General features: G+C 67.9%; 12 protein-coding genes. 5 read left to right on the forward strand and 7 right to left on the reverse strand.

Annotated features, from left to right (window positions below; all coding sequences use genetic code 11):
• Positions 1–6: 6 nt before the first annotated feature.
• The gene (gene sdhA / locus ABD729_RS00860; protein WP_344708269.1) at positions 7–1,809 is read left to right on the forward strand and encodes a succinate dehydrogenase flavoprotein subunit; all 1,803 of its coding nucleotides are present in this window, start codon (positions 7–9) and stop codon (positions 1,807–1,809) included.
• 28 nt (positions 1,810–1,837) lie between these two features.
• On the opposite strand, the gene ABD729_RS00865 is transcribed toward sdhA, so the two are convergent.
• The 3 genes from ABD729_RS00865 to ABD729_RS00875 form a co-directional block, all read right to left on the reverse strand.
• Positions 1,838–2,776 (reverse strand): PilZ domain-containing protein, encoded by a 939-nt coding sequence (locus ABD729_RS00865; RefSeq protein ID WP_344708270.1) that lies wholly within the window; start codon positions 2,774–2,776, stop codon positions 1,838–1,840.
• Between the two features lie 94 nt (positions 2,777–2,870).
• Positions 2,871–3,539 carry a L,D-transpeptidase family protein gene (locus ABD729_RS00870; RefSeq protein ID WP_344708271.1) on the reverse strand — a complete coding sequence of 223 codons (669 nt, stop codon included), beginning with the start codon at positions 3,537–3,539 and terminating at the stop codon, positions 2,871–2,873.
• Between the two features lie 8 nt (positions 3,540–3,547).
• Positions 3,548–4,048 carry a PEPxxWA-CTERM sorting domain-containing protein gene (locus tag ABD729_RS00875; RefSeq protein WP_344708272.1) on the reverse strand — a complete coding sequence of 167 codons (501 nt, stop codon included), beginning with the start codon at positions 4,046–4,048 and terminating at the stop codon, positions 3,548–3,550.
• 382 nt (positions 4,049–4,430) lie between these two features.
• Here ABD729_RS00875 and ABD729_RS00880 point away from each other — a divergent pair, with 382 nt between their 5' ends.
• Positions 4,431–5,315: an LOG family protein gene (locus ABD729_RS00880; protein ID WP_344708273.1), complete on the forward strand. Its 885-nt coding sequence runs from the start codon at positions 4,431–4,433 to the stop codon at positions 5,313–5,315.
• Here the strand turns inward: ABD729_RS00880 and ABD729_RS00885 are convergent.
• The 4 genes from ABD729_RS00885 to ABD729_RS00900 form a co-directional block, all read right to left on the reverse strand.
• Positions 5,276–5,743, reverse strand: a complete 468-nt coding sequence (locus tag ABD729_RS00885; RefSeq protein WP_344708274.1) for a DUF1801 domain-containing protein — start codon at positions 5,741–5,743, stop codon at positions 5,276–5,278. The genes ABD729_RS00880 and ABD729_RS00885 overlap by 40 nt on opposite strands.
• Before the next feature lie 2 nt (positions 5,744–5,745).
• Entirely contained in the window at positions 5,746–6,471 is a 726-nt protein-coding gene (locus ABD729_RS00890) for a c-type cytochrome (RefSeq protein WP_344708275.1), read from the reverse strand.
• A 66-nt stretch (positions 6,472–6,537) separates the two neighbouring features.
• Positions 6,538–7,383 (reverse strand): NAD(+) diphosphatase, encoded by an 846-nt coding sequence (nudC, locus tag ABD729_RS00895; protein WP_344708276.1) that lies wholly within the window; start codon positions 7,381–7,383, stop codon positions 6,538–6,540.
• On the reverse strand, positions 7,373–8,359 hold the full coding sequence (locus ABD729_RS00900) for an A/G-specific adenine glycosylase (protein ID WP_344708277.1): 987 nt from the start codon (positions 8,357–8,359) through the stop codon (positions 7,373–7,375). Before ABD729_RS00900 ends, nudC begins: the two co-directional genes overlap by 11 nt.
• 9 nt (positions 8,360–8,368) lie before the next feature.
• Between ABD729_RS00900 and ABD729_RS00905 the strand changes: the two genes are divergently transcribed.
• The 3 genes from ABD729_RS00905 to ABD729_RS00915 are packed head-to-tail and all read left to right on the forward strand — an operon-like array spanning position 8,369 to position 13,138.
• Positions 8,369–8,947 (forward strand): DUF721 domain-containing protein, encoded by a 579-nt coding sequence (locus tag ABD729_RS00905; RefSeq protein ID WP_344708278.1) that lies wholly within the window; start codon positions 8,369–8,371, stop codon positions 8,945–8,947.
• Positions 8,944–9,687, forward strand: a complete 744-nt coding sequence (locus ABD729_RS00910; RefSeq protein WP_344708279.1) for a DsbA family protein — start codon at positions 8,944–8,946, stop codon at positions 9,685–9,687. The genes ABD729_RS00905 and ABD729_RS00910 overlap by 4 nt, the downstream gene beginning before the upstream one ends.
• Positions 9,688–9,733: 46 nt before the next feature.
• On the forward strand, positions 9,734–13,138 hold the full coding sequence (locus tag ABD729_RS00915) for a chromosome segregation SMC family protein (protein WP_344708280.1): 3,405 nt from the start codon (positions 9,734–9,736) through the stop codon (positions 13,136–13,138).
• The last annotated feature ends 121 nt before the right edge of the window (positions 13,139–13,259 follow it).

Here is a 13,259-nt window from a genome sequence, read left to right on the forward strand (position 1 = left end):
CCTGAAATGAGTGCCGCCTACAAGATCATCGATCATGTCTATGACGTCGTCGTCGTCGGTGCCGGCGGTGCGGGCCTGCGCGCCACCATGGGCGCGGCCGAAAAGGGCCTGAAGACCGCCTGCGTCACCAAGGTCTTCCCGACGCGAAGCCATACCGTCGCGGCACAGGGCGGGATCGCCGCCAGCCTCGGCAACATGGGTCCGGACCATTGGACCTGGCACATGTACGACACCGTGAAGGGCTCCGACTGGCTGGGCGACCAGGACGCGATCGAATATCTCTGCCGCGAAGCCCCGGCGGCGGTCTACGAGCTCGAGCATGCGGGCCTGCCCTTCAGCCGCACCGACGAAGGCAAGATCTACCAGCGCGCGTTCGGCGGCATGACCCAGAACATGGGTGAAGGCCCGGCCGCGCAGCGCACCTGCGCCGCCGCCGACCGTACCGGCCATGCGATGCTGCACACACTTTATCAGCAGAGCCTGCGCTACGACGCCGACTTCTTCGTCGAATATTTCGCGCTCGACCTGATCATGGTCGACGGCGAATGCCGCGGCCTGATGGCCTTGTGCATGGAAGATGGCTCGATCCACCGCTTCCGCGCGCAGGCGGTGGTACTGGCAACCGGCGGTTACGGCCGCTGCTATTTCTCGGCAACCTCGGCGCACACCTGCACCGGCGACGGCAACGCGATGGTGCTCCGCGCCGGACTTCCGTTGCAGGACATGGAATTCGTCCAGTTCCACCCGACCGGCATTTACGGCGCCGGCGTCCTCATCACCGAAGGCGCGCGCGGCGAAGGCGGCTACCTCACCAATTCCGCCGGTGAGCGCTTCATGGAGCGCTACGCCCCGTCGGCCAAGGACCTAGCAAGCCGCGACGTCGTGTCACGCTCGATGGCGATGGAGATCCGTGAAGGCCGCGGTGTCGGCAAGGAGAAGGATCACATCTTCCTTCACCTCGACCATATCGATCCCAAAATCCTGGCCGAGCGCCTCCCCGGCATCACCGAGACCGCCAAGATCTTCGCCGGCGTCGACATGACCCGCGAACCGATCCCGGTCACGCCTACCGTCCACTACAACATGGGTGGTATCCCGACCAATTATCACGGCGAAGTCGTGACTCTGAAGAACGGCGAGCCCGACAGCGTCGTCCCCGGCCTGTTCGCGGTCGGCGAAGCGGCCTGCGTGTCGGTCCACGGCGCCAACCGCCTCGGCTCCAACAGCCTGATCGACCTCGTCGTGTTCGGCCGCGCCGCGGGCCTTCGTCTGGGCGAAATCCTCAAGCCCAGCGCCGCGCAGAAGCTCCTGCCGCAGGACAGCGCCGACCTTGCGCTTTCGCGTCTCGATCATTTCCGCAACGCCGACGGAAGCACGCCGACGGCCAAGCTGCGCAACGACATGCAGCGGACCATGCAGGCTGACTGCGCCGTGTTCCGGACCGAACGCACGCTCGATGAAGGCGTCGGCAAGATCGACGCCATCTACCGCGGGCTTGGCGACGTGAAGGTCAGTGACCGCAGCCTGATCTGGAACACCGACCTCGTCGAGACGCTCGAACTCGACAACATGCTCGGCCAGGCCGTTATCACCATGCACAGCGCCGCCAATCGCAAGGAAAGCCGCGGCGCCCACATGCACGAGGACTTTCCCGACCGGAACGACGGCGAGTGGATGAAGCACACCATCGCCTGGTTCGATGGCTGGGGCGGCAAGGGCGGCAGCGTCGCGATCGATTATCGCCCGGTGCACGATTACACGCTCACCGACGAGATTGGCTACATCAAGCCTAAGGCACGCGTTTACTGATCGATACCGGCCTCAGCCGAGCAGCTGCCTATTGCAGGTCGCGGCTAAGCACCGGAAGATCGCGCCGGCCCCAGCGCTGGTCCCACGGCCCACTCTCGTCGGTCGCCTCGCGAAGGTAGGTGGGCGCGACCCATTTCTGGCTCACTACCTCGGGCCGGGCTTCGGCGAGCTGGCGAAGATCGAAGGCGCCCTCGAACTGCAGCCCGGCGATGTTCCCGCCGGACCAGACCACGCTCGCGAACACCGTTCCGGCCTCACTGAGATCGAGCAGCAGCTCGGTCCCGACCGTCAGGTCCACCGACGCCTCGATCAGCGCGCCGTTCACCGAGATGTTGCGCAGCCGCACCGGCCACGTGTCGTGATTGTAGTGGATGAGCCCGGTCCAGATCAGCGGGTGACGAACGCCGCGCTCTTCGCGGACCTTTGCCCGGCCGTCTTCCTCGTCTGACCGGTCGCTGGCCGACGCTTCTTCCGAGGTCTGCTCGGTCTCCGCATCCGCCGATCGCTGCAGTTCCGGGAATGATCGCGCAATCACCAGGCGCAGGGTTTCGGAAAGCTCTTCGTCCGATGCTTCGAGCGTCGTTTCGTGAGCAAACTCCATCCCGTAGCGGTCACCCTTGATCCACCGGACGACCGCTTCCACCCGGCTGCTGGGGCCGAGTTGCAATTCCACCTGGTCCCACAGCTGAAGCGGCTCCTGGCACTCGATCATCGCGCCGCTGCTGGACAGGTTGACGAGCTTGCACTGGTGACCGCGTCCGATCTGGACGACGTTCACGGCCTCACCGACCGGGTGACGGTCCCCCGCGCGCTGATTGACCTGCCGCGAAACCTCACGCGCGACGGGAACCGCGGTCAGACTGCTTGGCTCCTTCGGGACCGAAGGCTGGGACGGCCGCGGCTTGACGCGCAGAAGCGCGACCTCGACCTGCCTACCCCCTAGGACCTGTTCCCGAAACGCGTTCATGCTGACTTGTTCCTCGTGGCCGGAATAGGCTGGTTAATCAGCGCAATATCTTACGATAAGGCTAAAACCTGCCGGTCCGGTGACGATCGCGCCCTTACTGCGACTGCAAGACATCAGGGCGAGGGCGATCAGGCCCACTGCGCACGATGGTGACGACATCGCCAACTTGGGCCTGTTCGAACAGGCGGTTCGCAAATTCGGTCGGGATGCCCACGCATCCATGCGTCGCCGCGCCCCAGCGGACATTGCTGCCGTGGATCGCGACGCCGTCGTCGGTCAGGCGGAGCGTGAAGGGCATTGGCGCGTCGTACAGGCTCGATCGATGATCGCGCCCCTTCCAGCGGATCGGGAAGCTCCCCAGCGGAGTGTCCTTGCCGTCTTCGCCATAGAGCACGACGGCGGTCCCGATCTCGTGTCCGCCGCGCAGGACGCTCATCAACTGCGTGCTGAGATCGACCCAGATGATGATGGGACCTTCGGGAATGCCAGCGTCATTCCAGACGAACTCGCCATAATGCAGCCGCCGATCGACCCGGAGGAGGGACAAGGGGACTTGCCGGAACCGACCCGTGGCCGCAGCCTCGTAACGCTGCGCACGGTCGAGATAGATGCGAAAGGGAGATTGCTTCGGCGTGTGTGCTCCGCTCGCCTGGGCAGCGGAAACGGGATTGGCTCCGCTTCCCACCCACGCGCCGGCGATCGACTGGTGGACGACGAGGCAACCACCAACGGCCGCAAGCATGGCGATGGTCATCCAGCGCATCGGCGGCCTCAGGCCATGGCCTTGGTGGACCGCCGGCGCTGGCGCGACATGGCGGTTCCCACCATTCCAAAGCCCATCAGCATCATCAGCCAGGTCCCCGGCTCGGGAACCGCGCTACGGATTGGAACGGAGGATCCACCGATCTGCGGCGCGAAGGACGTGACCTGCCCCGAACTGCTACCGCCGATCGACGTCGTGCCCACCGGGGGAAGGGTAAAGGGGAGCGTGTCCGGCGGCGTTGCATCCACCACGAACGGCACCGGTTCGGCCGGGATGACGACCTTTGCGAACTCCTCCAGCGCTGGGGTCGGCGGAGTCACGTTCCGGGCCGTCCGCTCGGTCGGCGTCTCGGCGCGATGAGGCTTGTTCTTGGTCTGGGCGAGAGCGCCACCGGAACGCTCGCCGGGCGACCGGGCGTCGAGCAGGGCGAGCAGGCTGCTCGCAGAGGCGAACTGCCCGAGATCGAAGCCGTTCGGCTTCAGCGCGGCGAGCATGAGCGCAGTCATCATTCCCGCGATCAGACCGCTAAGGCCGATCGTCGCAGAACGGAGCCTGGTAGCTCTACTCGACATTAAAGAAGGTCTCCGCAAGGTCATTGAACTTGCGGCAAGAATTAAACCTTCTTTAAGTTTTGAAGGAGTCGCCAGTTCGAACTGTGCCCGTGTGGGACTGTTTCTGGTTAACTGGTCCGTCGGCAGGATGATCGCTGCTCATACGGCGACGCACAGGTGTCCCAGCTCGAAGCGAAGCCAGCCTTGCAGATGAGGCCTGACGCGCACCAGCGGCCGGTTGCCTTGGCGGTGATCCAGAACCGCAAACCGCACCGAGTCGCGCCGGCAACCAACCTAAGTTCTTGGGTTGCGCGGCCACCTCGGCTAAGCGCGACCGCTTATGACTGATCCAGTACCCCCAAAGCGCATCTTCCCCGATGCCAAGCGCGACGCCGAAGCCGCCAAGCACATCCCGTCCTCGCCCCAGACCGAGGATCCCGCCTATCAGCTCGCGTTCCAGGACAAGGACTTTCTTCTTCGTCCGGACCTCAGGCCTGTCCGCTTCCAACTCGAGCTGCTGAAGCCCGAACTGTTCCTCGACGAACAGCAGATCGGCTCCACCTTCGTGTTCTACGGTTCGGCCCGCGTGCCCGAACCCGAAAAGGCCAAGGCCGTCCTCGCCCATGCCAAGACCGACAAGGAGAAGCTCATCGCCGAGCGCCTCGTCGCCAAGTCACATTATTACGACGTCGCGCGTGAGCTTGCGCAGCTGGTCAGCAAGACCGACCGGGCCGAAGACGGCCTGCGCCACTTCGTCGTCTGCTCGGGCGGCGGTCCCTCGTTCATGGAAGCCGCCAACCGCGGCGCGCAGGACGTCGGCGCGGAAAGCATCGGCCTCAACATCGTGCTTCCGCACGAACAGCTGCCCAATCCCTACGTGACCCCGTCGCTGAGCTTCCAGTTCCACTATTTCGCGCTGCGCAAGATGCATTTCCTCCTGCGCGCCCGCGCGGTGGCGGTGTTCCCGGGCGGGTTCGGGACCTTCGACGAGATGTTCGAACTGCTGACCCTGATCCAGACCGGCAAGGTCCGCCCGCTCCCCATCCTCCTCTACGGACGCGAGTTCTGGGAGCGCGTGGTGAACTTCGAGGCGCTGGTCGAGGAAGGCGTCATCTCCGAACGCGACCTCGATCTCATCACCTGGTGCGAGACCGCCGAAGAAGGCTGGGCGCACGTCTGCGACTACTACGCCGCGGAAGAAGCTCCGGCCCGCGCGGCCTCGTAGGTCGCAAGGAACTGCTCGACCGGCATGGCGGCGATGGCTTGGGCGATCGCCGCCTCGTTCAGTGCCTCGGCCCTGGTGAAGCGTACGCATCCCTTGCCCATGTCGAGCTTCTGCCCGGCGTCGGCATAGGCCTTTCGGAACACCGCGTCGTGCGCCGGGCTCATGTAGAGAAGCGGCAGGTGCAGAGCATTGTGCCCCTTGGTCGCGGCCAGCGCGGCGAACATCAGCGGCTGCTTGTTGTAGGTCTTGGGAAAGCGGGCGAGCGGCACCGACCAGCAGATCATCCGCCCGCTGACCGCTTCCTCATAGCCTTCAGGCATGGCGTCGCGGACCAGGCGGTACACGGTGCGGAGGGCGCCGGCCCGCTCGGGCGTAAGCGGCGCGCAAAGCTCGTCGAGGAGGGCGGCGCCGGCTGGCCCCGCCGTCACCCTTACTTCTTCTCGGCCGGGGTCGCCGTCGTGCCCGGCGCGCTGACCTTCGGGGCGCCTTCGCCGCGGACATTGGCCATGCCGCCCTTCTGGGCTTCCTGCTCGGTCAGCACCGGCTCGTTCTCGGCCTTCTGCGCGCCGACGTCATCGGCCTCCGCAGCCGCCTTGTCGGGCGCCGCACCCGCGGCGGTCGCGGCCGGCGCTGCCGGAAGCGGCAGCGGTGCGGGGCTGTTGGAATTGAGATAGGCGATGACGTTGGCGCGGTCCTGCGGGTTGCTGAGGCCGGCGAAGGTCATCTTGGTGCCCGGGGCGAACTTCTTGGGGTTGGCCAGCCACTCGCCGAGGGTCTTCCAGTCCCAGGTGCCGCCGTGGCCCGCAAGCGCGTCCGACCAGGCAAAGCCGCGGCCCTTGCCGACCGGCTCACCGACCACGTGATAGAGATTGGGCCCGAGGCCGTTGGCGCCGCCCTGCTCGACATTGTGGCAGGCCTGGCACTTCTTGAACACTTCCGCGCCCTTGGCGACGTCGGCGCTGGCAAGGTAGAATTCGATCGGCTGTTCGGCTTCGGCGGCGCCGGCGCCGCCTTCCTCGACCACGCCCTCGATCGGATAGCCCATCTTCTCCGGCCGCTCGCTCTTGAAAGCGATGCCGGTAGCGAGGGTGCCGCCCAGAGCGACGATCCCGGCGAACAGAACCCAGCCGGCGATGGTGTTGTTATTGTCCTGCATGGAAGGTCTTTTTCAGTCCGATCGGAGGGGATTTCCGGCGCTCTTTAGAGGCGGCTCGGCGCTTCTTCAAGCGTTCAGCCAGTGGGCGAGCAGGCTATGAGCGATCGCGAACGGCGGCGGTGCCGCGAAGCTCGCCCCTTGCGCGCCTGCCATCGCCGCCGCGACCTCGTCCCGGCTGAACCAGCGCGCGTCTTCAAGCTCGGTGTGATCGATCGTCAGCGCGTCGTACGCCGCTTCGGCGGTGCAGGCGATCATCAGCGAGGACGGGAACGGCCAGGGCTGGCTCGCGACGTAGCGCACACCGCTGACGCGAACGCCCGATTCCTCGAACAATTCGCGCGCCACCGCCGCCTCGAGGCTTTCGCCGACTTCGACGAACCCAGCCAGCGCAGAATAACGCTGCGGGGGAAAGCGCGGCTGGCGGCCCAGCAACACGCGGCCCTCGTGCGTCGCAAGCATGATAACGACTGGATCGACCCGCGGATAATGTTCAGTCCCGCACGCCCCGCATTGCCGCGACCAGCCCCCGCGCACGATGCCGCTCGGCTGGCCGCAATTGGCGCAGAAGCCGTGCCGCCGGTGCCAGCTGGCAAGGCTGGTCGCGGCGGCGAACAGCGGCGCCTCGGTTGCCGACAGATAGCCCAGCGCACCGAACTGGGCCCTGAGATCACCGCCGCCAGCCGCGACCGGCGAAAAGCGCGGGCGGTCCCCGTCGAGACCGAGGAACAGCGCCGGGTCGGTAACCAGCTCCCAGCACAGCCGCCCCTCGGCGTCGAGCGCGGGAAGCCCGCCGTCCCACACCAGTTGCCGCGCGTCGGGTGACTGCGCGAATTCCTCCAGCCGCGCAGGCTCGCCCCGCAACGCATCGGCGCGGTCGAGGCCCGGCCCGGCAAAGAATACATCAGGCGGCAAGTCGCGGCTCCCGTTCGGCGGCCAGCGCGGCCTGGGCAGCGCGGCGGTAAAGCGTCGGCAAACCGGCCGACCCGAGGTGTGACAGATCCTGCCACCAGCCCTCGCCTTCCGGCGGTTCGGCGGCGGGCACGACCATCAGGTCAAGCGTGAAATGCGTAAAGCCATGGCGGTGGATGGCGACCGGGTTCACCGTCGGGCGCTGGTCGCTCCATTCAGGCCCGGGCAGCGCCGCCATTCCGCCGAGCAGTCCCTTTGCCGGCCGCCGGACCAGCCACACGTCCCCGCCCCGTCGGATCCACCAGGCGATTCCGAAGCGATGCGGCCGCTCCTTCTTCACCTTGGGCGCGGGAAAGGCCTCGGGCGTACCGAGGGCGAACGCCGTGCATGCGCTCGAAATCGGGCAGGCGGCGCAGTTCGGCGCCTTCGGCCGGCAGATCGCGGAGCCCAGATCCATCAGCGCTTCGGCAAAGTCGCCATGGCGGCCCTCGGGGAACCAGCCGCGAGCGGCCTCGCCTGCCGCCTGCCGGTCGGCAATCCCGAACACCCGCGCCGCAACCCGCTCGACATTGGTGTCGATCGCCACCGCATCCTCGCCAAAGGCGATCGCCGCCACCGCCGCCGCTGTATAGGCACCAAGCCCCGGAAGCTTGCGCAGCTCAGCCTCGGAGCGCGGAAAGCTTCCCCGCAAAGCCACTTCGCGGGCGCAGGCGATGAGGTTGCGGGCGCGAGCATAATAGCCAAGCCCCGCCCACTCGCCGAGGATCTCCTCGTCGGCCGCCCCCGCGAGCGCTTCGACCGTCGGCCAGCGCTCCACGAAGCGGAGGAAACGCGGGGTCACCGTCGCCACTGTCGTCTGCTGCAGCATCACCTCGCTCAGCCAGGTGCGATAGGGATCGCGCGGGCTGGTACGCCACGGCAGGTCGCGGGCATTGCGGGCATGATGGTCGAGCAGCAGGCTCGCCGCGGTAGCGTCCATGCGCGGCCTATGGCATGGCTGCCCGCGATGTCGAAGAAAAAGCCCGAGCCCAAGGAAGCGCCGCGCCAGGGTCGCGCCCGCGCCGCGGGTGAGCTTGCGCTCGACATCGGTGGGCTTGCCTTCAAGCGCTTCGGCTTCGTCCAGGGCGCAGTCGTATCGCGCTGGACCGAGATCGTCGGCGAACGCTACGCCAAGGTCTCGACCCCCGAATCGATCCGCTTTCCGACCGGCCGCAAGAGCGGCGGGACCCTGACGCTCGCCGTCGACGGCGCCCACGCGCCTTTGCTGCAGCACCTGGCGCCGATGATCATGGAGCGGGTCAACGCCTTCTTCGGCTACGAAGCCGTGGTGAAGGTGGTGTTCCGCCAGGGCACGCGGGCGCGGCCGGCGCCGCGGCCGGAGCGGCCCAAGCCTGCACCCGTCCCGCGCGAACTTGGCCAGGGCCTGCGCGAAATCCCGGACGCGGAGCTTCGCACCATGCTCGAAAGCCTTGCCGGCAAGATCGCCGCGGCCGAAGGCCCTCCGGCTATTGTCCCTGCCCCTTTCTCCCTCAAACCGCGTATTTCCCGGAGTGATCAGGACGTATGAAGAAGCTCACCCTCGCCGTTGTCGCCAGCCTGGCAGTCCTCGGCACCACCGCCTGCAAGCAGCAGCCCGCCGCGCAGAACGACAATCCCGCCGCGGCCCCGGTGCAGGCGCCCAATGGCGACTGGTCCAAGCTCGTCTCGCAGACCACTGAGGGCGGAATGCTGATGGGCAACCCGCAGGCCAAAGTGAAGGTCGTCGAGTTCGGCTCGCTGACCTGCCCGCACTGCGCCGAGTTCGCGGAAAAGGACCAGCCCAAGCTGATCAACAATTACGTCAAGACCGGCAACGTCAGCTTCGAATTCCGCAATTTCGTGCGTGATCCGCTAGATATCACCATGTCGCTGATCACGCGTTGCGCCGGCGCGACCCCGCAATTCTTCACGCTGACCGACGGCATGTATGCCGATCAGAAGAGCTTCTTCGACCGCATCCAGGCGGTCCCCGAAGCGCAGTTGACCGCGCTGCAGAGCATGACCCCGGCGCAGCAGTTCGCGAAGATGGCCGAATATGCCGGCGTCCAGGAATGGGCGGCGCAGCGCGGCCTGCCCTCCGCCAAGACCAGCCAGTGCCTCGCCAACCAGGCCGAGATCGATCGCATCGTCCAGATGAACAGCGACGCTTCCTCGTCCTACGACATTCCGGGCACGCCGACCTTCCTCGTCAACGGCGAGGTCGTGAAGGGCCAGGCGGGCCAGGACACGTGGCAGGGCGTCGAGGCCGCGATCAAGGCCGCGCAATAACAGCGGGGCCACGTCAACGCTGCGGGGGGAGTGACGACAAGCCATCATGCGGTTCCGCCGCCTAGTCCTGACCGGCTTCAAGAGCTTCGTCGAACCGGCTGACCTCAGGATCGAACCGGGGCTGACGGGCGTCGTCGGCCCCAACGGCTGCGGCAAGTCGAACCTCCTCGAGGCGCTGCGCTGGGTGATGGGCGAAGGCAGCCCCAAGTCTCTGCGCGGCGGGGGGATGGAGGATGTTATCTTCGCCGGCACCGCCAGCCGGCCGGCGCGCGACTTCGCCGAAGTGTCGCTGCTCATCGATCGTGGGCCCGAAGGCGAAAGCGAGGTCACCCGCCGGATCGAACGCGGCGCCGGATCGGCCTATCGGATCGACGGGCGCGACGTCCGCCAGAAGGACGTCGCCCTGCTGTTCGCCGACGCGGCGACCGGCGCCCACTCCCCAGCCCTCGTCAGCCAGGGGCGGATCGGGGCGATGATCGCCGCCCGCCCGGCCGAGCGTCGCCAGATGCTCGAGGAGGCCGCGGGCATCGCCGGCCTTCACGTCCGCCGCAAGGACGCCGAAACCAAGCTGCGCGCGACCGAAGCCAATCTCCAGCGGCTCGACGAATTGCTCGGCGACCAGGAACAGCGCGTCGCCGCGCTGAAGCGTCAGGCCCGCGCGGCCGAACGCTATCGCGCGCTGACCGACCGCATCCGGCTGGCCGAAGGTCGCTTGCTATTCAGCCGCTGGGCCGAGGCCGAGGCCGCCGCCGTCGCCGCCGGCAAGGAAGCCGACGCGGCGATGGCCGAAGTCGCATCGCTGACCCGTGCGCTTGAGGCCGCACAGGAAGCGCAGGGAGCCGCTGCCGCCCTGGTTTCCGAGCGCCGGAACGCCGCGACACGCGCGCGCGAAGAAGGCCAGGAGCTTGCGCATCGTCTTGCGACCGCCCGCGCCGCCCTCGACACCGCGCGGCGCCGGCTGGTCGAGCTCGGCCGCTTGTCAGGGCAACTGGCCCAGGAACGCGACCGCGAGGCCGCGCTGGCCGCCGATGCGGGGACCGCGACCGAGGCCTTGGTTGCCGAAATGAAGGCGATCGCCGCCCGCCTCGCCACGGGTGAGGAGCGCCAGACCGCCCTCGTCCTCGCGCTGGCCCGGGCCGAGGATACCAATCGTGCCGCCGAAGCCGCGCTTGCCGGCCTCCTCACCCGCGAAGCCGCGCTTCGGGCCGAACGCCAGGTCGCGATCGCCGCGCTCAATGCCGCGCGCAGCCACCTCGTCCGTCTCACCCAGGAGCGCGACGGGCTGACGCGGTCGCTCGATGCACTGGGCTCGAGCGAAGCGGGGAGCACGGCTCTCGAACGCGCCCGCAAGACAGTCGCGGACCTGACCGCGGAGAGTGCGCGGGCAGAAAAAGCCATCGCCGCTGCGGAAAAGGAGCGGTCGGAAGCGGCAATGGCGCGCGAGGGCGTCGATCTCCGCTTGGCCCAAGCCCGCACCGCTCATGCTGCCGCCAGCAGCGAGATTGCCGCGCTCGACCGGGCGCTTGGCGCGGCTCCCGGCCGCGGCCTGCTGGCCTTGCTCACGGTTGCACCCGGTTACGAGAAAGCGCTTGCCGCTGCACTTGGCGAGGATCTGGGCGCACCGCTCGGCTCCGTGGGCGATCGTGGCTGGACCGGCACTCCGCCGGGCGCAACCGACCCGCCCCTCCCCGCCGGCCTCGCCTCCCTTGCCGACCATGTCGATGCCCCCGCCGAACTTGCTCGCCGCCTCGCCCAGATCGGGGTCGCCGAGGTCGACGAGGGCCAATTGCTCGGTGTCGGCCAGCGCCTCGTCACCCGCGCTGGACATCTTCGCCGCTGGGATGGGTTCGTCAGCAAGGGCAGCGGGTCGGCGGCCGCGGACCGGCTTGAACGGGTCAACCGGCTCACCGCGCTCCGGGCAGAGCTTCCGGCGCTTCAGGCCGCGCTCGACTCAGCAAAGGCCGAGCAGGAGCAGGCCGTGACGAGGACAACCATTGCGGCGCGCGCTGTCGATACCGCCCGCGCCGCCTTCACCGCGGCCGAAGCAAGGCTCCGCCAGGCCCGGCGCGACGAGGATGCGGCGGCCGCCGCCCTCGAGCGGCAGGGTCAGCAGCGTCACGCGCTGACCACGCGGATGGACGAACTCGCGCCGGTCCTTGCTGCCGCCACGAGCGCCGTCGGCGAAGCCGAGGCCACCCATACCGCGCTTCCTGCCGAAGACCTCCTTGCCAGTGAAGTCGCCGAGGCTCGGGCCGCGGCGGCCGAACGGGGTCGTCTCCTTGCCGAACGCCGCGCCGACCTCGCCACCGCGGCCCGCGCTGCCGCCACCGATCGCGAGCGCCAGCTTGCTGCGGCGGGCGAACAGGCCGCGTGGCGCGAGCGGGCCGCTGCGGCCGCTCGCCGGATCGACGACGTCGCCACCCGCGCCGACCGCCTGTCGGCCGAACGCAGGGCGCTGGAGACTGAACCCGCCCGCCTCACCGGCGAGGTCGCCCGCATCGAACAGGCCGCGGCCAGTTCGGGCGCCCTGCTCGGCGCCGCGCTCGCCGCCGAACGTGAGGCCGAGGACGCGCTGTCGGCCGCTGGCGCTGCCCTTGCCCGCGCTAACGAAGCCATGGCGGGCGCCCGCGAGCGCCGCGCCGCGGCCGCCGCCCGCGCCGAAGCGCAGGTCGCCCGGCGCATCGAATATGGCCGGGTCTGCGGCGAGAAGTTCGAATGCCCGCCGCCGCTCCTTCCGGCCAAGCTCGGCTTCGACCCCGCCGACCTTGCTGCCGCGACCGACGAAAGCCAGGCGCTCGAGCGCGCCACGGCCGAGCGCGAGCGAATCGGACCGGTCAACCTGGTTGCCGAGCAGGAGCTTGCCGAACTCGAACAAAGCCGGCTTCAGGGCGCCGCTGAACGCGACGAATTGCATGAGGCGATTATTCGCCTGCGCGGCTCGATCGGCAGCCTCAACCGCGAAGGCCGGGTCCGCCTCCTTGCGGCGTTCGAAGCGGTCGACCGCCACTTCCGCAGCCTGTTCACCACCCTGTTCGACGGCGGACAGGCGCATCTCGCGCTGATCGACAGCGATGATCCGCTGGAAGCGGGGCTGGAGATCATGGCCCAGCCGCCGGGCAAGAAACTTTCCTCGCTCTCGCTGCTGTCGGGCGGCGAACAGGCACTGACCGCGGTCGCGCTCATCTTCGCCCTGTTCCTCACCCGCCCTTCGCCCATCTGCGTCCTGGACGAAGTGGACGCACCCCTCGACGATGCCAACGTCGAACGCTTCTGCGACCTACTCGTCCGCATGACCGCGGAGACCGACACCCGCTACCTTATCGTCACCCACAATGCCGTGACCATGAGCCGCATGCACCGCCTGTTCGGAGTGACGATGGTGGAGAAGGGCGTGAGCCGGATCGTCTCGGTCGATCTTGGCGGGGCCGAACAGCTCCTCGCCGCCGAATAAGGCAAAACCGATTGGACGCCCGTCGGTGATGAACAATCCCGATCATCCCGGCCGGGTTGTTGCGAATAACTCTCATTAGCTTTAGCAAGAGCTCAGCGAAACGATCCCGCTTTCCAGAGGA

The organism is Sphingomonas humi (genome assembly GCF_039536725.1).
GTDB lineage: Bacteria > Pseudomonadota > Alphaproteobacteria > Sphingomonadales > Sphingomonadaceae > Sphingomicrobium > Sphingomicrobium humi.